This is a genomic window from Lysobacter sp. SCRH-1R (assembly GCF_057747855.1).
The window spans coordinates 3,176,191-3,194,071 of the sequence record NZ_CM173227.1 but is presented as its reverse complement, the minus strand read 5'-3'; the positions used below and the strand labels follow the sequence as shown (position 1 = coordinate 3,194,071).

General features: G+C 69.0%; 15 protein-coding genes and 1 pseudogene. 5 read left to right on the top strand and 11 right to left on the bottom strand.

What is annotated here, in order from left to right:
• Positions 1-15: 15 nt before the first annotated feature.
• The 5 genes and pseudogenes from hemE to AC3ANK_RS14670 form a co-directional block, all read right to left on the bottom strand.
• Positions 16-1,086 carry a uroporphyrinogen decarboxylase gene (gene hemE, locus AC3ANK_RS14690; protein ID WP_206861463.1) on the bottom strand — a complete coding sequence of 357 codons (1,071 nt, stop codon included), beginning with the start codon at positions 1,084-1,086 and terminating at the stop codon, positions 16-18.
• A gap of 120 nt (positions 1,087-1,206) precedes the next feature.
• Positions 1,207-1,461 (bottom strand): WGR domain-containing protein, encoded by a 255-nt coding sequence (locus AC3ANK_RS14685; protein WP_206861462.1) that lies wholly within the window; start codon positions 1,459-1,461, stop codon positions 1,207-1,209.
• Positions 1,462-1,557: 96 nt separating this feature from the next.
• Entirely contained in the window at positions 1,558-2,670 is a 1,113-nt protein-coding gene (gene aroB / locus AC3ANK_RS14680; RefSeq protein WP_425492578.1) for a 3-dehydroquinate synthase, read from the bottom strand.
• A gap of 101 nt (positions 2,671-2,771) precedes the next feature.
• Positions 2,772-3,296: pseudogene (locus AC3ANK_RS14675) on the bottom strand (shikimate kinase); the annotation flags it as partial.
• A 9-nt stretch (positions 3,297-3,305) separates the two neighbouring features.
• Positions 3,306-4,124 (bottom strand): kinase, encoded by an 819-nt coding sequence (locus AC3ANK_RS14670; protein ID WP_206861459.1) that lies wholly within the window; start codon positions 4,122-4,124, stop codon positions 3,306-3,308.
• A gap of 17 nt (positions 4,125-4,141) precedes the next feature.
• On the opposite strand from AC3ANK_RS14670, the gene pdxH reads away from it, so the two are divergent.
• From pdxH to AC3ANK_RS14655, 3 genes are all read left to right on the top strand, one after another.
• Positions 4,142-4,744: a pyridoxamine 5'-phosphate oxidase gene (pdxH, locus tag AC3ANK_RS14665; protein ID WP_206861458.1), complete on the top strand. Its 603-nt coding sequence runs from the start codon at positions 4,142-4,144 to the stop codon at positions 4,742-4,744.
• A gap of 71 nt (positions 4,745-4,815) precedes the next feature.
• Positions 4,816-5,226, top strand: coding sequence for an aminoglycoside 6'-N-acetyltransferase (aac(6'), locus tag AC3ANK_RS14660; protein WP_206861661.1), 411 nt, complete (start codon positions 4,816-4,818; stop codon positions 5,224-5,226).
• Positions 5,223-6,020: a cobalamin-binding protein gene (locus AC3ANK_RS14655; RefSeq protein ID WP_206861457.1), complete on the top strand. Its 798-nt coding sequence runs from the start codon at positions 5,223-5,225 to the stop codon at positions 6,018-6,020. Before aac(6') ends, AC3ANK_RS14655 begins: the two co-directional genes overlap by 4 nt.
• A 217-nt stretch (positions 6,021-6,237) precedes the next feature.
• Here AC3ANK_RS14655 and AC3ANK_RS14650 read toward each other — a convergent pair whose 3' ends face one another.
• From AC3ANK_RS14650 to AC3ANK_RS14640, 3 genes are read right to left on the bottom strand one after another with little or no spacing between them, the layout of a single operon-like run.
• The gene (locus AC3ANK_RS14650; RefSeq protein WP_206861456.1) at positions 6,238-6,729 is read right to left on the bottom strand and encodes a DUF4426 domain-containing protein; all 492 of its coding nucleotides are present in this window, start codon (positions 6,727-6,729) and stop codon (positions 6,238-6,240) included.
• A gap of 19 nt (positions 6,730-6,748) precedes the next feature.
• Positions 6,749-7,600, bottom strand: coding sequence for a pyrroline-5-carboxylate reductase (gene proC, locus AC3ANK_RS14645; protein ID WP_206861455.1), 852 nt, complete (start codon positions 7,598-7,600; stop codon positions 6,749-6,751).
• A 45-nt stretch (positions 7,601-7,645) separates the two neighbouring features.
• Complete coding sequence (locus tag AC3ANK_RS14640) at positions 7,646-8,341, bottom strand: YggS family pyridoxal phosphate-dependent enzyme (RefSeq protein ID WP_206861454.1); 696 nt, start codon at positions 8,339-8,341, stop codon at positions 7,646-7,648.
• A 111-nt stretch (positions 8,342-8,452) separates the two neighbouring features.
• Between AC3ANK_RS14640 and AC3ANK_RS14635 the strand changes: the two genes are divergently transcribed.
• Both AC3ANK_RS14635 and AC3ANK_RS14630 read left to right on the top strand, forming a co-directional pair.
• On the top strand, positions 8,453-9,490 hold the full coding sequence (locus tag AC3ANK_RS14635; RefSeq protein WP_206861453.1) for a type IV pilus twitching motility protein PilT: 1,038 nt from the start codon (positions 8,453-8,455) through the stop codon (positions 9,488-9,490).
• A 152-nt stretch (positions 9,491-9,642) separates the two neighbouring features.
• Positions 9,643-10,818, top strand: a complete 1,176-nt coding sequence (locus tag AC3ANK_RS14630) for a PilT/PilU family type 4a pilus ATPase (protein WP_206861452.1) — start codon at positions 9,643-9,645, stop codon at positions 10,816-10,818.
• Positions 10,819-10,887: 69 nt separating this feature from the next.
• Here the strand turns inward: AC3ANK_RS14630 and AC3ANK_RS14625 are convergent, their stop codons facing one another.
• The 3 genes from AC3ANK_RS14625 to AC3ANK_RS14615 all read right to left on the bottom strand — a co-directional run bounded on the left by AC3ANK_RS14625 (position 10,888) and on the right by AC3ANK_RS14615 (position 17,681).
• Complete coding sequence (locus AC3ANK_RS14625) at positions 10,888-13,185, bottom strand: hybrid sensor histidine kinase/response regulator (protein ID WP_484171508.1); 2,298 nt, start codon at positions 13,183-13,185, stop codon at positions 10,888-10,890.
• Positions 13,186-13,417: 232 nt separating this feature from the next.
• The gene (locus AC3ANK_RS14620) at positions 13,418-15,022 is read right to left on the bottom strand and encodes an alkaline phosphatase D family protein (protein WP_206861450.1); all 1,605 of its coding nucleotides are present in this window, start codon (positions 15,020-15,022) and stop codon (positions 13,418-13,420) included.
• A gap of 46 nt (positions 15,023-15,068) precedes the next feature.
• On the bottom strand, positions 15,069-17,681 hold the full coding sequence (locus AC3ANK_RS14615; RefSeq protein WP_206861449.1) for a TonB-dependent receptor: 2,613 nt from the start codon (positions 17,679-17,681) through the stop codon (positions 15,069-15,071).
• Positions 17,682-17,881 lie beyond the last annotated feature (200 nt).

The following is a 17,881-nucleotide window of genomic DNA, read 5'->3' as shown; positions in this document are numbered from 1 at the left end:
CCTCAGGCAAGCGCGCTATCGCGCGCTCAACTCATGCACCGCCGCCACCAGCGCGGCGACGTGGTCCGGGCTCATGTCCGGCGACATGCCATGGCCGAGGTTGAACACGTGGCCCTCGCGCGAGCCACCGTTGCCCTGCGCGTAATCGTCGAGTGCGCGGCCGACCTCGCGGCGGATCGCCTCCGGCTGCGCGTACAGCGTCACCGGGTCGAGGTTGCCCTGCAGCGCGACCTTGCCGCCGGTGCGGCGGGCGGCGTCTCCCAGGCCGACCGTCCAATCGATGCCGACGCCTTCGGCGCCCGTGTCGGCGAGTTCTTCCAGGTACGCGCCATTGCCCTTGCCGAACAGGATCAGCGGGGCCTTCTCCGCGCCGCGCGGCAGCGCCTGCGCGATCTTCTTCAGGTAACGCAGCGAGAACTCGCGGTACATCGACGGCGACAGCACGCCGCCCCAGGTGTCGAACACCTGCAGTGCCTGCGCACCGGCCTGGCGCTGCGCGTCGAGATAGGCGATGACCGCGTCGCTCACCACGTCCAGCAGCTTGTGCATCGCCGCCGGGTCGTTGAGCGCCAGCGCCTTGACCTTCGAGAAATTCTCGCTGCCGCCGCCTTCGATCATGTAGCAGGCCAGCGTCCACGGGCTGCCGGAGAAGCCGATCAGCGGCACCGCGTTGTCGAGTTCGCGGCGGATCGTGCGCACTGCGTCGGTGACGTAGCGCAGGTCGCGATCCATGTCGGGCACGGCGAGCTTCGCGATGTCCTCGTGCGTGCGCACCGGGCGCTCGAACTTCGGGCCTTCGCCTTCGACGAAATACAGCCCAAGGCCCATCGCGTCGGGCACGGTGAGGATGTCGGAGAACAGGATCGCCGCGTCCAGCGGGAAACGGCGCAGCGGTTGCAGCGTGACCTCGCAGGCCAGTTCCGGATTCTTCGCCATGCCCAGGAAGCTGCCGGCGGCGGCGCGCGTGGCGCGGTATTCCGGCAGGTAGCGACCGGCCTGGCGCATCAGCCACACGGGCGTGCGGTCGACGGGCTCGCGCCGCAGGGCGCGCAGGAAACGGTCGTTCTTCGGAGGCGTTGCGGTCATCGTGGATCCTTGCGGCGCCGCGTCGGCGCGAGGGGCGTGATTATCGCGGCTCGCGCCGCGCGGCACCGGTGCATCGCCGTGCACCGGATCGTTCCGGCGGCCGGGTTGCCGGCCGCGCGGCTATCTGGGCGCGTCGACGCCCTGCACGAACATCAGCTGGAAACCGCGCTTGAGCTGCTGGTCGCGCGCGGCTTCCAGCGCGGCCATGGCGCTGGCCTGGTCGAGGAACTGCTCGCGCCGCAGCGTGCTGCGCCCGCCGATCTGGCCGCTTTCGCGCACCAGCGTCCACCCGCCGAGCAGGTCGGGTTGCAGCATCAGTTGCACGAAGCGGGGCGCTTCGCGGCCATCGGGCCGTTGTTGCAGGAGCAGTCGCATGGCCGGCATTGTACGAGCGCGTGGCGCCGGCCGTTGACGCGGCTTTGCCGCAGTGCCGGGGCGAACCGGACCAGATCCGGGCCCGCGCCGCCGGCCTCAGCGCTCGCGCAGCACGCCCAGCACCCGCGCGTCCGGCACGCCGGAGACCACCTTCGCCAGCCCTGCGCGTTCCCACAGCACGAAGCGCAGGCCGGCCGCGTCGGCCTTCTTGTCCAGGCGCATGCGGGCCAGCAGCGCCTCGGGATCGAGCCCGGCCGGCACCACCGTCGGCAACCCCAGGCGCTGCAGCAGCGCCTGCAGCCGGTGCGTGTCCGCCGACGGCGCGCGGCCCAGCGCCGCCGACAGCCGCGCCGCCAGCACCATCCCCACCGCCACCGCCTCGCCGTGGTTGAGCGCGTCGCTTCCCGCGCCCGAATACCCCTGTTCGGCCTCGATCGCATGCCCGAAGGTGTGGCCGAAGTTGAGCAGGGCACGCTCGCCGTGTTCGTAGGGGTCGCGCGAAACCACTTCGGCCTTGTAGCTGCACGAACGCGCGATCGCCTCCGACAGCGCCGCGTCGTCGCCGGACAGCAGCGCGTCGGCGTGGTGTTCGAGCCAGGTGAGGAATTCGGCCTCGAAGATCGCGCCGTACTTCACCACTTCGGCCAGGCCCGCGCGCAGCTCGCGCGGCGGCAGCGTGCGCAGCGTGGTCGTGTCGGCGACCACCGCGCGCGGCGGATGGAACGCACCGACCAGGTTCTTGCCCGCCGGCAGATCCACCGCGGTCTTGCCGCCGACGGAGGAATCGACCATCGCCAGCAGCGTGGTCGGCACCTGCACCACGTCGATGCCGCGCATCCAGCACGCGGCGGCGAAACCGGCCAGATCGCCCACCACGCCGCCGCCGAGCGCGATCACCGCCGCATCGCGCGTCGCGCCGAGCCCGGCCAGCGCATCCAGCGTTTCGCAGAAGCGGGCGAGGGTCTTTTCCTGCTCCCCCGGCGGGATCACGAAGGAGGCGATCGCCAGTTGCGGCCGTGCGGTGCGAAGCGTGGCTTCCACGCGTTCGGCATACAGCGGCGCGACATTGCCATCGCTGACCACCAGCGCATGCCGGCCGCGCAGCGCGTGCGCGAACAGCGCCGAGTCGCCGAGCAGCCCCGGTCCGATGGAAATGTCGTAGCGCGCCTCGCCATCGACCTTGACCGTGCGCATCGTGCTCATGGGAATTCCGGAGTGGGGGACGAGGGCGGGGCGTCGCTCCCGCCTTCGTCGTGGAGCCCGCCAGCGCATTGTCCCGCCGGCGTGGATGAAGCCCGCGTGTCGGGCGTGCGACACCAGCGCGCCTGGAGTTCGCGGGCGAGGACATCGGCCGCCGCGACGCTGTCGTGCGCATCGGTATCGAACACCAGGTCGGCCACCTCCGCGTACAGCGGCGCGCGGCGCTCGGAGAGTTCGCGCAGCACCTGCTCGCGATCGCCGCGTGCGAGCAGCGGCCGGCTGCGATCGCGCGCGAGCCGCGCGAGCTGCTGTTCCACGCTCACCATCAGGTGCACGACGAAGCCGCGTTCGCGCATGAGGCGGCGGTTGTCGGGATCGAGCACCGCGCCGCCACCGGTGGACAGCACGATGCCGTCGTCTTCCAGCAACGACGCCAGCACCGCGCGTTCGCGTGCACGGAAGCCGGCTTCCCCCTCGACCTCGAAGATGGTGTTGATGCGGGTGCCGGCGAGGCGCTCGATTTCGCGGTCCGCATCGACCAGGCGCAATCCGAGCCGTTCGGCCACGCGGCGTCCGACGCAGGTCTTGCCTGCGCCCATGGGGCCGACGAGGACGAGGTTCGGCGCGGGATTCATCCCGTGATTCTAAGGCGGTATGCCATCGACCGGACGCCGCTGCGCGTCCAGCCGCAATGTCAGGTCGGCGATGTCCGGCAGCGTGCGCAGCGCCTGCCGGCTCACGCGTTCGAACAACTGCACGAAGCGCGCCACGCGGGCCCGGTCCATGGCGTGCGGGCCGGCACGTCGGGCCTGCAGGGCGCGCTCCTGCTCCCAGCGCCATGCGGGCACGGTTTCGAAGCCGGGCGGCTGCAGGAACAGCAGGCGGTCGATGCGCGACCACAGCGCGGGATACTCGCGGGCCAATGCGTCGTTGCAGTAATGGCGCCAGCGGCCGTCGGCATCGTGCTCGCGTTCGATCGCGTTCAGCGGCTCGCGCAGCGCGGCCTCGTCCTGCGCCGGCGTGCACAGGAACCAGCCTTCGAACAGGGTGAGATCCACCGCGTCGACGCGATGCCAGCGCGACGGCGGCAGGCGCGTGTCGGCGAGCTTGTCGAAACGCGGAAGCGCCACCGGCGCGCCCTCGCGCAATGCATCCAGCGTCGCGCGACCCAGCGCCACGTCGTGCGTGCCGGGCGGACCGCGCGTGGCCAGCAGCGGATGAACCCGCCGCGCCAGGCGCTGGCGTTCGCGCCGGCCGAAGTAGACGTCGTCCACCGACACCACCGCCACGCGCAGGCCGCGCGAACGCGCCCGTGCCGCGACCTGCGCCGCCAGCGTCGATTTGCCGCAACCCTGCAGGCCGCAAATCCCGTACACGCGCACGCCCGGCGCGAGCGCATCGGCGAGCACGCGTTCGACCAGCGCGGCGTCGAATCCGGCGGCGGGGTGCACACGGGGCGGCATCGGCCCACAATAGCGCAATGGACACGCCCGACCTGCTCAAGCAAGCCCTCGCCACGTTCGATGCGCTGTTCGAAGAAGCGCTACGCGCCGGCGAGCCCGACCGCACCGCGATGACGCTCGCCACCGCCAGCCTCGACGCGCGACCGTCCGCGCGCACGGTGCTGCTCAAGGCGTTCGATGCGCGCGGCTTCGTCTTCTACACGCACCTGGACGGTCGCAAGGGTCGCGAACTGCAGGCCAATCCACACGCCGCGCTGCTGTTCCACTGGCCGCGCGTGCGCGACGGCGTGCAGGTGCGCATCGAAGGCCCGGTCGAGATCGTGGGCGACGAGGAAGCCGACGCGTACTTCGCCACGCGTCCGCGCGGCAGCCAGCTCGGCGCGTGGGCGTCGAAACAGTCCGAGACGCTGGAATCGCGCGGGCATTTCGAAGAGCGCCTGGCCCAGGCCGAGCGCGAATTCGAAGGCCGCGACGTCCCGCGCCCGCCGCGCTGGACCGGCCTGCGCGTGAAGCCGGACACGATCGAATTCTGGTACGGCGCGAACTTCCGCCTGCACGAACGCCAGGTCTACGAACGCGACGTCGCCGGCGACTGGCACCAGCGGATGCTGTTCCCGTGAGTGCATCGCCGCGCGGTCCGCGCTGGCGCGTGCGCCTGGCGACACCGGGCGATACCGAAGCGTGGGTCGCGATGCGCGTTCGCCTGTGGCCGGACGAGGATGCGGGTGCGCTGGCCGAAGTGCGCGCGTACTTCGATCCCGACTGGCGCGCGGCGGCGTTCCTCGCGTTCGACGGGGCCGATCGCGCGATCGGTTTCGCCGAGGCGACGATCCGCAGCGATTACGTCAATGGCACGCAGACCTCGCCGGTTGGCTTCCTCGAAGGGCTTTACGTGGTGGACGCCCATCGTCGCAGCGGCGTGGGCCGCGCGCTGGTGCAGGCCGTGGAGGACTGGACGCGTGCGCAGGGTTGCACGGAACTGGCGTCGGATGCGTTGATCGGCAACACCGCCAGCCACGCCGCGCATGCGTCGTACGGCTTCGAGGAGACCGAACGCGTGGTGTATTTCCGCAAACCCGTCGCGACGCCGGTGACGCCATGACGCACGGTCCGCGCCGCATCGTCTGCCTCACCGAGGAACCGACGGAAACGCTGTACGCGCTGGGCGAGCAGGACCGCATCGTCGGCATCAGCGGCTTCACCGTGCGCCCGGCGATCGCGCGCAGGGAGAAGCCGAAGGTCAGCGCGTTCACCAGCGCGAAGATCGGCGAGATCCTGAAACTGCAGCCGGATTTCGTGGTCGGGTTTTCCGACATCCAGGCGGAGATCGCGGGCGAGCTGATCCGCCACGGCGTCGAGGTGTGGATCAGCAACCACCGCAGCGTGGACGGCATCCTCGACTACGTCCGCCGCCTTGGCGCGCTGGTCGGCGCGGCCGATCGCGCGAACGCGTATGCGGATGATCTGGCGCGCGGGCTGGACGACATCGCGCGCGAAGCCGCCGCGTTGCCGCAACGGCCGAAGGTGTATTTCGAGGAATGGGACGAGCCGCTGATCAGCGGGATCCGGTGGGTGTCCGAACTCGTGGGCATCGCCGGCGGCGACGACATCTTTCCGGAGCGGGCCGCCGAATCGCTGGCGAAGCAGCGCATCCTCGAAGATCCGTCCGAAGTGGTGCGGCGCGCGCCGGACATCGTGCTGGGCTCGTGGTGCGGGAAGAAGTTCCGCCCCGAGAAGGTCGCGGCGCGAGCTGGCTGGAATGCCATTCCCGCGGTGCGCGATGGCGAGCTGCACGAGATCAAGTCGCCGATGATCCTGCAGCCGGGACCTGCGGCGCTGACGGACGGGGTCCGGGAGATTGCGAAGGTGATACGGGCGTGGGCGGGGCGGCGGTGAGGTGTTGCGCCGTTCGCCGGGACGGTCTTCTTTGGAAGAGAGTTGCTTCTGTAGCCCGGGTAAGCGAAGCGCACCCGGGTTGGAGGAGCGACCGCGGTCCCGGGTGCGCTTTGCTTACCCGGGCTACAAAACTACAAAGGCCACAAACGACAGCATGAAGTGCGCGCTACGGCTTGGCTTTTGTCTTCGCCAAGACGCACGCAAGCGCGCGCTCACCTCACCGCGGATAAAAATCCCGGCTGAACTGCATCTGCGACGTCGCGCCGCCTTCGCGGACGATCTGCACATCGAAGCGCAGCGTGTCCGGCGGGGCGATGTCTGCGATGCCGACGTAATCGAGCAACGGCTGGCCCGAGGCCGGGTCCGCGCTGCGCAGTTCGCGCATTTCGATCGGACGCGTCCGGCCGCGCAGGTCGGTCGCGGTGGCGACGATGCGCGCCGGCAGCGCGGTTTCCTGCGCGCCTTCGCCCTGGCGTACGCCGATCAGCAACATCACCGTGTCGTCGGTGCGCGCGATGCCGTACTGGCGTGCGACCTGCTCGCCCAACGCGTTCGTCGGAACGGCGCTCGCGCGGATGGTGACGTCGCCGATGCGGCTCACCGCTTCCTGCGAGGCGGAGGCACGGGACGATGGCGCGGGCGGCGCGTTTCCGCCACAGGCGGTGAGCGCGGCGGTGCACAGCAGGCAGATCGCGAAGGCGTGGCGCATGTTCGCTCCGGTCAGGGGATCAGTCGTTCGCGGCGGACAACTGGCGACCGCGTTGCGTTGCAGCGGCGATCGCCCGATCCACCAGTTCGCGGAAGCCGCCGGCTTCGAAGGTTTCGATCGCCGCCTGCGTGGTGCCGCCGGGCGAGGTCACGCGCGCGCGCAGCACGTCGGCGGGTTCGTCCTGCCTGACCAGCATCGTCGCCGCACCGAGCAGCGTCTGCCGCACCAGCGCACGCGCCGCATCCGGCGACAGGCCCTGCGCGACGCCGGCGGCCTGCATCGCCTCGGCGAGCAGGAACACGTACGCCGGGCCGCTGCCGGACACCGCCGTGACCGCGTCCATCGTGGATTCGTCGTCGATCCACACGGCGGGGCCGACCGCTTCGAGCAGCGCCGTCGCGTTCGCGCGCTGCGCGTCGTCGGTGCGCGCGTTCGCGAACAGGCCGGTGATGCCGACGCCGAGCAGCGCGGGCGTGTTCGGCATCGCGCGCACGATCGCCATGCCGCCGCCGAGCCAGCGATCGAGCTGGCCGGTGGTGATGCCCGCGGCGATGGACACCACCAGCGGACGGCGTTTCTGCGCGAGCTCGGCGAGCGCGGTGCAGACCTCGCGCATCACCTGCGGCTTGACCGCGAGCACCCAGACGTCGGCGCCGTCGGCGGCCGCAACGGCGTGCCCGGCGCACGTCACGCCGAAGTCGCGCTGCAGGGCATCGCGCAGCGACGCCACGGGTTCCGCGACGCGGATCGCCTGCGGTGCCTGGCCGCGCGCGACCAGTCCGCCGATCAGGCTGCGGGCCATGTTGCCGCCGCCGATGAAGGCGACCTGGTCGGGACTCGGAACTTTGGACTCGGGACTCGGATGTGCCATCGGAATGCTGCAGGTAAGAAACAGCCGGAAAGATAACAAAGCGCGTCAGTTCGCCTTTTCCGGGTCCCGCCTGGGCCGCGCCCCGAACAACGCCGTCCCGATCCGCACCATCGTCGCCCCCTCGGCGATGGCGACCGCGAAGTCGTCGCTCATCCCCATCGACAGCGTGTCGACGGACGGATGCCCCGCACGCAGCGCATCGAACAGGGCGTGCGTGCGGCGGAAGGCGTCGCGGCGCTGTTCGGGGTCGGGATGCGGGGTGGGGATCACCATCAGCCCGCGCAGGCACAGTCGCGGCTGCGCGGCGATGGCCCGCGCCAACGCCGGCACGTCGTCGGGCTGGCAGCCGTGCTTGCTGGCCTCGTCGTCGATGTTCACCTGGATCAGCACGTTCAGCGGCGTCCGGTCGTCGGAGCGGTGCCGCGCCAGCGCCTCGACCAGCCTGGGGCGGTCCACGGTCTGCACCCAGTCGAACAGCGCCGCCGCCTCCTTTGCCTTGTTGGACTGGAGATGGCCGATGAGGTGCCATTCCAGCCCGCGGTCGGCGAGCGCGGCAGCCTTGCCCATGGCCTCCTGGACGTAGTTCTCGCCGAAGGCCCGCTGTCCGGCGTCGGCCAATTCCGCGACGGCCGTCGCATCCTGGGTCTTGCTGACTGCGAGCAGGCGCGGCTGCGGCCGGCCGGCCGCGGTCGCGGCGTTCTGGAGCTGGAGCAGGATGTCCGCAAGGGCGCGTGCGCGCACGTCTCAATTCCTGGAAAAGGTGCTTGGTTTGGGGCGAGGAGTGGGGGCTATACTGCCCTCCAGGGGTCCTTCCGTTCCACAGTTTCACTCCGGCAGTGCAGGGGAGCACGCATGGATATCGCCGAACTTCTGGCGTTCTCGGTCAAGAACAAAGCATCCGACCTGCACCTGTCCGCCGGCCTTCCGCCGATGATCCGCGTGGACGGCGACGTGCGGCGCATCAACATCCCGGCGCTGGACCACAAGCAGGTCCACGCGCTGGTGTACGACATCATGTCGGACAAGCAGCGCCGCGATTACGAGGAATTCCTCGAGGTCGACTTCTCGTTCGAGATCCCGGGCCTGGCGCGCTTCCGCGTCAACGCGTTCAACCAGAACCGCGGCGCGGGTGCGGTGTTCCGTACGATTCCGTCCGAAGTGCTCACGCTGGACGACCTGGGCTGCCCGCCGATCTTCCGCGAACTGATCGACCAGCCGCAGGGCCTGATCCTGGTGACCGGCCCGACCGGTTCGGGCAAGTCGACCACGCTGGCGGCGATGCTCGACCACATCAACAAGAGCGAATACGGCCACATCCTCTCGGTCGAGGATCCGATCGAATTCGTGCACACCTCGCAGAAGTGCCTGATCAACCAGCGCGAGGTGCACCGCGACACGCACGGCTTCAACGAGGCGCTGCGTTCGGCGCTGCGTGAAGACCCGGACTACATCCTCGTCGGCGAATTGCGCGACCTGGAAACCATCCGCCTGGCGCTGACCGCCGCGGAAACCGGCCACCTGGTGTTCGGCACGCTGCACACCTCGTCGGCGGCCAAGACCATCGACCGCATCATCGACGTGTTCCCCGCCGGCGAGAAGCCGATGGTGCGCTCGATGCTGTCCGAATCGCTGCGCGCGGTGATCTCGCAGGCGCTGCTGAAGAAGGTCGGGGGCGGTCGCACCGCGGCGTGGGAAATCATGGTCGGCATCCCGGCCATCCGTAACCTGATCCGCGAGGACAAGGTCGCGCAGATGTACTCGGCGATCCAGACCGGCCAGAGCTACGGAATGATGACGCTCGACCAGCACCTGCAGGACCTCGTCAAGCGCGGCCTGATCCTGCGTCCGCAGGCGAAGGAATACGCCAAGGACAAGCGGTTGTTCGAGTGACATCCGGGACCCGGGACCGGGGCTCGATGGATGCACTTGGGGATTAGTCAGTATCAGCTGTTTGCGGGAAGCGGTGAGGGATGTTCGGGGTTGGGCGATGGTTCGCCGCGTCCCGAGTCCCAAATCCCGAGTCCTGCCCAAAGGGGACACACATGAGCACCAGCACTCCAGGCGCCACGCCCGCCGTCAACGCCGCCACCGGCGCCATCGACTTCACTTCGTTCCTGAAGCTGATGGCGCACCAGAAGGCGTCGGACCTGTTCATCACCGCGGGCATGCCGCCGTCGATGAAGGTGCACGGCAAGATCGCGCCGATCACCCAGAACCCGCTGACGCCGCAGCAGTCGCGCGACATGGTGCTCAACGTGATGAGCCCGCAGCAGCGCGAGGAATTCGAGAAGACGCACGAGTGCAACTTCGCCATCGGCGTCGCCGGCGTCGGCCGCTTCCGCGTGAGCTGCTTCTACCAGCGCAACCAGGTCGGCATGGTGCTGCGTCGCATCGAGACCAAGATCCCGACGGTGGAAGAGCTGAACCTGCCGCCGGTGATCAAGACACTGGCGATGACCAAGCGCGGCATCATCATCTTCGTCGGCGCGACCGGCACCGGTAAATCGACCTCGCTGGCGGCGATGATCGGCTACCGCAACCTCAATTCGACCGGCCACATCATCACCATCGAGGACCCGATCGAATTCGTGCACAAGCACGAGGGCTGCATCATCACGCAGCGCGAGGTCGGCATCGACACCGACAGCTGGGAAGCGGCGCTGAAGAACACGCTGCGCCAGGCGCCGGACGTGATCATGATCGGCGAGGTGCGCACGCGCGAAGGCATGGACCACGCCATCGCCTTCGCCGAAACCGGCCACCTGGTGCTGTGCACGCTGCACGCGAACAACGCCAACCAGGCGATGGACCGCATCATCAACTTCTTCCCGGAAGACCGCCGCCAGCAGTTGCTGATGGACTTGTCCTTGAACCTCAAGGGCGTGGTCGCGCAGCAGCTGATCCCCACGCCCGACGGCAAGGGCCGTCGCGTGGCGATGGAAATCCTGCTGGGCACGCCGCTGGTGCAGGACTACATCCGCGACGGCGAGATCCACAAGCTCAAGGAAGTGATGAAGGACTCCGTGCAGCTGGGCATGAAGACCTTCGACCAGAGCCTGTTCGAGCTGTACCAGGCCGGCGAGATCTCCTACGAGGACGCGCTGCGCTACGCCGACTCGCAGAACGAAGTGCGCCTGCGCATCAAGCTGGCGCAGGGCGGCGACGCGAAGACGCTCGCGGCCGGGCTGGACGGCGTGGAGCTGGCGCAGGTGCGGTGATCGCCGCGCCACCGCGCTGCATGCAGGAAAGCCCCGCGGAAGCGGGGCTTTCTGTTTCCAGCGGTGCGATCAGACCTTCGCTGTCGCGCCCGCCGCAGCAAGCGACACCTCCTGCAACCACCGCACCAGCTCCGGAATGTCCACCGGCTTGATGAAGTGCCGGTCGAAGCCCGCGGCGAGCGCGCGCTCCACATCGTCCGGCTGTCCGTAGCCGCTCACCGCGGCCAGCAGCACGGCGTGGCCATCGGGGTCCGCGCGCACGCGGCGTGCGACCTCGAAACCGTCGATGTCGGGCAGGCCCAGGTCGAGCAGCACGATGTCCGGCTTCCACGCGCGGATCAGCTCCAGCGCGCGGACGCCGTTGCTCGCGGTGCGCACCTGCGCGCCGTGGATCTCCAGCAGCGCGGCCATCGAATCCACGCAGTCCTCGCGGTCGTCGACGACCAGCACGCGGTGCGCGGCCAGCGGGTTCGCGCGCTGTGGTTCGCGGCTCGCGTCCACGTGCGCATACGGAACCTGGGCCAGCGGCAGGCGCACGGTGAATTCCGAGCCGCGCCCCGTTCCTTCGCTGAAGGCCCGCACCGTGCCGCCGTGCAGTTCGACCAGCTGCTTGACGATGGTCAGGCCGATGCCGAGCCCGCCCTGCGAGCGCGCCAGCCCGCGCTCGGCCTGCGCGAACAGATCGAACACGCGCCCGGTCACTTCCGGCGACATGCCGATGCCGTCGTCGCTCACGCGCAGTTCCGCCGCGCCGTCGTGCGCCTGGATCGTCACGCCGATGCGACCGCCCGGATCGGTGTACTTCACCGCGTTGCAGACCAGGTTCACCACGATCTGCTCGATGCGTCCCGGATCGCCGATCACGCGCACGGGCAGCTCCGGCGCGGCGAACTCCAGGCGGTGGCCCTTGCCGGCGATCATCGGCTGCAGGCTCGACAGCGCGTTGCGCGCGATGGCCTGCAGTTCGCAGGGCTCGCGCCGCAGCGTGACCAGGCCGCGCGTGATGCGCGAGACGTCGAGCAGGTCGTCGACCAGCTCGGTCAGCAACGCGACCTGCCGGTCGATCAGCGCCGAACACCGCGCGGTGGCGACCGAATCGGGATGGTTGAGCAGCAGGTAGCTGGCGTTGCGGATCGCCGCGATCGGGTTGCGCAGCTCGTGCGCGAGCATTGCGAGGAACTCGTCCTTGCGCCGCCCGGCGTCGCGCAGCGCCGCTTCGCTTTCGCGCAAGGCCGCGGCGGTGCGGCGGCGCGCGGTGGCTTCGATGTCGCGCGAGATGATGATCGCGGCGGTCTGGGTGAGCCGCGCGGCCAGGTCGATGTGGCGCGGCGTCGCTTCGTGCGGCTGCGGCCAGTACAGCGCGAAGGTGCCGACGAACGAACCGGCCGAGGTGTGGATCGGGAAGCTCCAGCAGGCGCGATAGCCGAAACGCTCGGCGAGCCACAGCCAGGGCTGCCAGCGCGGATCCTCGCGTACGTCGCTGGTAAGCACGGCCTCGCCGGTGGCGGTGGCAAGCCCACACGCGAGCGATTCGGGCCCGATGAGGAAGCCGTTCACCGCCTGCGCGTAGGTCTCGTCCATGCCGACGACGTGGTTCAGCTGCTTTCCGTCCACATCGGACAGGTAGAACGCCGCGCGCACGCCGTCGTCGAGCTGCTGCGTCGCGGTGCGCGCAAGCACGCCGAGCGAGACCTCCAGCGGCGCGCCGTCCATCGCCGCCTGCATCGCTTCCTTCTGTCCGGCGAGCCAGGCCTCGCGTTCGCGCAGCGCGGCGTCGACCTGGTTGCGTTCGATCAGCTCCGCGGCCTGGCGCACGAGGATGTCGAACAGCCGCAGCTGGTCGGCCGTGGGCGCGTACGTGCGGCGCCAGTGCGTGGAGAGCATGCCGAGCAGGCGGCCGTGGCGCGTGATCAGCGGCGAGCTCTGCACGGCGAGCATGCCGGTGTCCAGATACACGGCCAGGTCATCCTGCGGGATGAGCGCGTCGCGTACGAGATCCGACGAGATCACGCGCTCGCCCCTGCGCAACGCGAGCCCGCAGATGCAGTTCGAATCGGCGTCGACGACGGCCCAGTGGTGCTGCGCGTGCGGCGTGAATCCGTGCGCGGCGATCAGGCGCAACTGCGGACCGCGACCGCCGGCTTCGAGCACCTGCAGGCTGCCGAAGTCCGAACGCATGATCGCGACCGCCGCGTTCACCAGCTTCTGGTAGAGCGCACTTTCGTCTTCCGCGCCGACCAGTTCCTCGCTGAGCTGGTGCAGCAGGATCATGCCTGCGAGTTGCGACTGCGTCGCCGCTGCCTCGTCCTCGCCCGGCGGCGGTGCAGTGCGGTCTGGGGCGGCCTGAGGCCCGGATGGTGTCGTCATCGCGTTCGCCCTCGGTATGCGGCGAACATACACCGTGCGTGCGGCGATGGCGCGCCACGCAGGCGATTTTTCCAAGGTGGCATGCAACGTGCGATGCCGTCGCTTCACGACGGCGTCACCTGGTTACGACGTTGCTTTTCGGACCGGGAATCGGGGACGGGTGAAGAGCCAGCGCAAAGGCTTTCCTCCTGCTTTCACGGGTCCGGGTCTCCGGTCGCCGGTCCCGCAAGCGTCAGCCCCGCTGCATCCCCGGCCGCCCGTGCTCGATCGCGAACCGCGCATGCACCTTCACCGGTTCGTCGGGCACCATCACGCGGTCGAGTACCTTCAGCTCCGCCGTCCACGTCTCGCGCGTCACGTCGCAAAGCGCGTAGCCGCGCTTGTCGACCATCGCCTTCAGGTGCGGGTTGAGGCTGCGCGTGGTGCGGGTGAAGTCGTCGTCCTCGCCGATGCCGTCGGAACCGGACGTGATCGAAGTCGCCAGGAACTCGCTCGAGATCACCTTCGATTCCTCGCCGTCCTGCAGCAGGTCGCTGGCGAAATGACGGTGCGCGTCGCCCGACACCGTCACCACGTTCTTCATGCCCGACTGTTCGATGTGGCCGAGCAGGCGGCGACGATTGGCGAGGTAGCCGGACCACTGGTCCATCGAATACACCACGTCGCTGCCCGGGCCGCGCGGCTGCATGGCGAGGTTGGCCAGGCCGACCTGCTGCGCGATGACGTGCCAGCGGTGGTGATCGGGGCGCAGGCCGTCGTGCAGCCATCGTTCCTGCTCGCGACCGAGCATGCTGCGTTCCGGCGCGCGCGCGACGGCGTCCTGCGCGGCGTCGCGATCGCCGTTGGCCTGGTCGCTGCGGTACTGGCGCGTGTCGAGGAAGTGCGCCTGCAGCAGGTCGCCGAAACCGGCGCGTCGATGCATGCGCATCGCGCCGTCGACCGGAAGCGACGCGCGTCGCAGCGGCATGTGTTCGTAGAACGCCTGCATGCCGACGGCGCGACGCAACAGGAACAGCTCGCGCGGCGTACCGTCCTGGTCGCTGTCGCCGGCCCAGTTGTTGTCGATCTCGTGGTCGTCGAAGCTGACGAACCACGGCGCCGACGCATGCGCGGCCTGAAGGTCGCGGTCGCCGCGATACAGCGCGTGGCGGCGGCGGTAATCGTCGAGCGAGTAGATCTCCTCGCCGACGTGGCGGCGCAACGGCGTGAACGGACGTCCGTTCATGCGGCGCTCGCCGGAGCCACGGTCGGGACCTTCGTAGATGTAGTCGCCGTAGTGGAAGACGAAATCGAGCGGCTCTTCGGCGATGCGGCGCCACGCGGTGTAGTGGCCTTCCTCGTAATGCTGGCAGCCGGCGACCGCGAAGCGCACGCGATCCACGCGCGCGTCCGACGCCGGGAGCGTCGCGCTGCGGCCGACCGGGCTCACCGCATCGCCCACCACGAAGCGGTACCAGTACGGCCGCGCGGGCGCGAGTCCTTCCACTTCCACGTGCACCGAATGCGCGAGTTCCGGATGCGCAAGCGTCTCGCCGGTGCGCACGATGAGGCGGAACGCGTCGTCCTGCGCGATTTCCCACGTCACCACGACGGGCTTCATCACCATGCCGCCGCCCTGTTCGAGCGGCTGCGGCGCCAGGCGCGTCCACAGCACGAAGCCGTCGGAGGCCGGCTCGCCCGATGCCACGCCGAGCGTGAACGGATCGCGGTCGAACGTGGGCCTGGCGAGCACGTTGCGCGGCAGCGCCTGCGCGTGCAGCCACGCGGGGCCGGGCAGCAGGCCGGCGGAACCGGCGGCGAAGGCCTGCAGCAGGCGGCGGCGTCGTGTATCGATCATGGTGTGTTCCCGCGAAAGGGCGCCGCCACGCGACGGCGCGTGGCGATCAGTCGAGCGAATAGATGACGTGGAAGTACACGCCCTGGCCGTACTCGTCTTCCTGCGACAGCGTTCCGTACATGTCGCGGCCGTAGAACCACTGCGGCTTGGCGTCGAGGAGGTTGTCGATCTCGTACTTGAACGTCCAGCGGTCGGCGACCTGGTGCCAGAACGACAGGTCCACCGTGGTCTTGTGGCGGAAGAACTTGTCGTTCCATGGCGTCGAGCCGATCGAGGCGAGGTAGTCGTCCTGGTAGTTCGCCGACAGGCGCGCCGCGCCGCGGATCGCCGGCAGGTTGTAGGTGAGCGTGAGGTTCGCCATCCAGTCGGGCTGGTACTGCATGCGGTCGAGCGTGCGGCGGCCGGCGTCGGCGACGTAGTGCATCTCGCCATCCAGGCGGCTCACGTTGAGCGACGCGCCGAGGTTCTCGTGGAAGGCGAAGCTGCGGTTCACCAGCGACAGCTCCAGGCCCCGCACCATCGATTCGTCGGCGTTGAGCGGCTGGCGGATGCGGTCGACGACGCCGTTGTTCTCCACGTCGGTGGTGAGCGTGAAGATGTCGTCGGCGATCTCCTTGCGGAACGCGGTCAGCGCGACGAGCGCATTGCCGCCGTCGAAGTAGCGTTCCAGCGCGACGTCGTAGTTCTTCGCGCGGCGCGGCTTCAGGTCCGGGTTGCCGCGCGTGATCGTGCAGCCGCTGGTGTCCTCGCCGCAGGTCTCGCTTTCGGCCTGCGCGATGTCGCCCGGTGTCGGGCGGCCGATGGTGCGGCTGAAGGAACCGCGCAGCTTCCAGTGCTCGTTCAGGTCATGGACGACGTTGAACGACGGCAGCCAGCTCCTGTAGTCGCCCTGCGGGCGCGCGAATTCGCTGGTCAGCACGCCATCGACCGTGAGCGGCGTGCGGCCCTCGAACGAGGTGTCGTCGTAACGCAGGCCGACGATGTACTGCGTCGCGTCCGTCGCGTAGCGCAGCGACAGATAGGCGTTGGCGACGTCCTCCTCGTAGGCGTAGTCGCTGATGGCACTGTACTGGCGCGTGGCGGCCTCGTCGACCGCCAGCATGCCGGGAACGGCGGGCCAGAAGCGGTCGTAGTTCAGCCACGGCACGACCAGGCCGTTGCTGCCGTGATGCGAATAGCCCGGGTCGTACATGTAGTCGTCGATGCTGCCGCCGGCGACGTAGCGCAGGCTGTCCACGTCCTTGCCCAGGCGCAGGCGGCGGTATTCGACACCGGCCCTGAATCCGAAGCCCATCGCGCCCGGGCCCGCGTTGAAGCCGTAGTCGGCGCGCAGGTCGAGGACGTTCTCTTCGGCGTGGTTGTCGGTCAGGCGCGCGGTGCGCAGCAGGTACGGGTTCGACAGCGTGTCGCCCAGGTACGACGTCATCTGCGGCAGCTGGCCCATCCAGTAGGTGTAGGACTGGTCGTCGGGCGTGGTGCGCACCTGCGCGTAGGGTTCCAGGTCCGCGTAGGTTTCCTTGGTGTAGCCGGCGCGGAAGGACAGCTCGTTCCGATCGTCGATGCGCCAGTCCAGCGCGGAGATCAGCCCGCTCGCGGTGCGATCCCACTGGTTGTAGCGCAGCGTGGACTGGATGTAGTCCACGCCGACCCGGCCGGTGTCCTGCGTGCGGTCGGTGACCTCGTTCGGATTGCCGATGAGGTCGGTCGAATTCATCGTCGAGGATTCGCGGCGGTTGTACGAATAGCCCATCAGCGAGGTGCGGACGTCGTCGCGCGGGCGCCATTCCAGCTTCAGCGATGCGCCCTTGTTGGTGATGGTGTTGCTGTAGTCGCCATAGGCGAACTTGGTCAGCGAGTTGCGCCCGTCCCAGCCGAGCGCGGGATCGGGCGCGGGAACCGTATTGCCGTCCGCGTCGAAGTAGGTGCGCGCGTCGGTCCAGTTCTTGTTGGAGTTGCGCACGCGGTCCTGGTAGCGCGCGGTGAACACGATGCCGAACTGGTCCTCGCTGCCGAAGCGCTGCGCGAACGCGGTCTTCAGGCCCTTGCCCCAGTGCGACTTGCCCGCGCCGCCGGCGTTCTCGCCTTCCGGGCCTTCGAAGCTGGAATGGATGCCGTAGCCATCGACCATGAAGTACGGGTTGGCGCTGTTGAACGCCGAACGCGTGACGATGTCGATCGCGCCGCCGATCGCCGCCGCGTCCTGCTCGGCGGTGAACGCCTTGTACACGTCCACGCGTTCGGAGATGTCGCTGGGCACCAGCTGCAGGTTCACGCGGCGCGTGCCGGCGCCGTTCTCGCCGGTGGTCGCCAGGGTGAGGCCGTCGATGGTGGTGACGTTGAGGTCGGAGGAAATGCCGCGCACCGTGATGTAGCGCGGCTCGTCGCCGTCGCCTTCGAAGCTCACGCCCGGCACCTGGATCACCATCGAGGCGATCGAGTTGTCGCCGGTGGGCGCTTCGATGTCGTCGTTCATCACCGAATCGACGATCGTCGGTGCGGCCTTCTTCACGTCCACCGGCTGGAACCCGTAGTCGGCGATCACCTGCACGGCGTCGAGGTCGTTGACCTCGTCGGCTGCTGCGCCGGATGCGATGAGGACGAGCATCGCCGATACGGCGAGCGAAAGACGGTTGCGGCTGCGTGCGTGGGTGCGTTTCATCGGATCCTGCCGGCAGAAAAAAGAAACGCCACCGATCGGTGGCGGCCGGGATGCTAGGAAGAGTTCGTTTCAGTTTTGCTGCAATCGCACGCGACCTTCGTCGCATGCGTGCCATAGCCGTGGCGATGTTGCCGAGTGGATCGCGACGCTTTGCGCAGTCGGGTTCGAACGCATTAGGAAACGCAGGAATGCGCAGGAAC

Bases quoted from the DNA above. Each gene is read 5' to 3' on its own strand.
- hemE (WP_206861463.1), bottom strand. From the start codon at position 1,086: ATGACCGCAACGCCTCCGAAGAACGACCGTTTCCTGCGCGCCCTGCGG.
- AC3ANK_RS14685 (WP_206861462.1), bottom strand. From the start codon at position 1,461: ATGCGACTGCTCCTGCAACAACGGCCCGATGGCCGCGAAGCGCCCCGC.
- AC3ANK_RS14670 (WP_206861459.1), bottom strand. From the start codon at position 4,124: ATGCCGCCCCGTGTGCACCCCGCCGCCGGATTCGACGCCGCGCTGGTC.
- pdxH (WP_206861458.1), top strand. From the start codon at position 4,142: ATGGACACGCCCGACCTGCTCAAGCAAGCCCTCGCCACGTTCGATGCG.
- AC3ANK_RS14655 (WP_206861457.1), top strand. From the start codon at position 5,223: ATGACGCACGGTCCGCGCCGCATCGTCTGCCTCACCGAGGAACCGACG.
- AC3ANK_RS14650 (WP_206861456.1), bottom strand. From the start codon at position 6,729: ATGCGCCACGCCTTCGCGATCTGCCTGCTGTGCACCGCCGCGCTCACC.
- proC (WP_206861455.1), bottom strand. From the start codon at position 7,600: ATGGCACATCCGAGTCCCGAGTCCAAAGTTCCGAGTCCCGACCAGGTC.
- AC3ANK_RS14635 (WP_206861453.1), top strand. From the start codon at position 8,453: ATGGATATCGCCGAACTTCTGGCGTTCTCGGTCAAGAACAAAGCATCC.
- AC3ANK_RS14630 (WP_206861452.1), top strand. From the start codon at position 9,643: ATGAGCACCAGCACTCCAGGCGCCACGCCCGCCGTCAACGCCGCCACC.
- AC3ANK_RS14625 (WP_484171508.1), bottom strand. From the start codon at position 13,185: ATGACGACACCATCCGGGCCTCAGGCCGCCCCAGACCGCACTGCACCG.
- AC3ANK_RS14620 (WP_206861450.1), bottom strand. From the start codon at position 15,022: ATGATCGATACACGACGCCGCCGCCTGCTGCAGGCCTTCGCCGCCGGT.
- AC3ANK_RS14615 (WP_206861449.1), bottom strand. From the start codon at position 17,681: ATGAAACGCACCCACGCACGCAGCCGCAACCGTCTTTCGCTCGCCGTA.